Source organism: Acetobacter sp. P1H12_c, from assembly GCF_018811975.1.
Taxonomy (GTDB): domain Bacteria; phylum Pseudomonadota; class Alphaproteobacteria; order Acetobacterales; family Acetobacteraceae; genus Acetobacter; species Acetobacter persici.
Genome location: NZ_JACRVR010000091.1, coordinates 1 through 1165, shown reverse-complemented (window position 1 = coordinate 1165; position 1165 = coordinate 1). Strand labels below are relative to the sequence as shown.

Here is a 1165-nt window from a genome sequence, read left to right as displayed (position 1 = left end):
AAAGTAGAGTCCGATCGAGAAGGATACGGACGAATGAAACGCAGTCGTTTTACGGAAGAGCAGATCATAGGGGTGCTGAAGGAACAGGAGGCTGGGCTCAAGGTCTCTGATCTTTGCCGCAAACACGGGATCAGTGATGCGACGTTTTACAAATGGAAGACCCGCTATGGTGGCCTTGAGGTATCTGAGGCCAAACGACTGAAGGCCTTGGAAGATGAAAACGGTCGTCTGAAGCGTCTCCTGGCGGATGCGATGCTGGATAATGCGGCGTTGAAGGAAATTGTTGGAAAAAAGTGGTGACGCCTGTCGCAAAGCGGCAGGCGGTCCTACACCTTCAAAAGGCTCTGGAGGTGAGTGAGCGTCGCGCCTGTGCCCTTGTTGGTCTTGCCAGGCGTGTTGCGCGGTATGTTTCCACCCGGGCAGATGATGCCACCCTGCGCCAGCGCCTGCGGGATCTGGCGAGCCAGAGACGCCGCTTTGGCTATCGCCGCCTGGGTTATCTTCTGGCACGCGAAGGGTTCAGCCCCAATCACAAGAAGCTGTTCCGTCTTTACCAGGAGGAAGGGCTGAAAGTCCGCCATCGGGGCGGCCGCAAGAGGGCACTGGGGACGCGTTCTCCCATGACCATCCCTCAGGAACCCGGGCAGCGCTGGAGCCTGGATTTTGTCTCGGATGCCCTGATCTGTGGCCGCCGGTTCCGCATTCTGGCTGTTATCGACGATTTCAGTCGCAAGAACCTGGCATTGGTTGCCGACACGTCATTATCAGGTGGACGTGTGGCGCGGGAACTGACGGCCCTGGTGGAACGATATGGCAAACCCCTCATGATTGTCAGCGACAACGGTACGGAGTTCACATCCCATGCCATCCTGAAATGGGCGGATGAGATGAAGGTTGAATGGCACTATATCGCCCCCGGGAAACCGCAACAGAACGGCTTTGTCGAAAGTTTCAACGGCCGGTTGAGGGATGAATGCCTCAACGAGACGCTGTTCACGTCTCTCAGCCATGCCCGACAGGTTCTGGCTGACTGGCGGGAAGACTACAATACGGTGCGTCCCCATTCCCAGCTGGATGGCAGGACACCGGATCAGATCGCCAGACAAGGGTCTCGGGGGCATGCCCCCGAGACCCTTGTCATTCCATCAACCCCAAGCCATAAAAA

At 57.2% G+C, this 1165-nt stretch carries 1 protein-coding gene; it reads left to right on the top strand.

The window, feature by feature from the left end; genetic code table 11:
• Nucleotides 1–33 precede the first annotated feature (33 nt).
• A protein-coding gene (locus tag KP699_RS16215) for an IS3 family transposase (protein WP_252347154.1) occupies nucleotides 34–1165 on the top strand; the annotation gives its coding sequence in 2 pieces (ribosomal slippage) (nucleotides 34–292 and nucleotides 292–1165; 1133 coding nt annotated over the 2 pieces). This gene is flagged as partial in the annotation.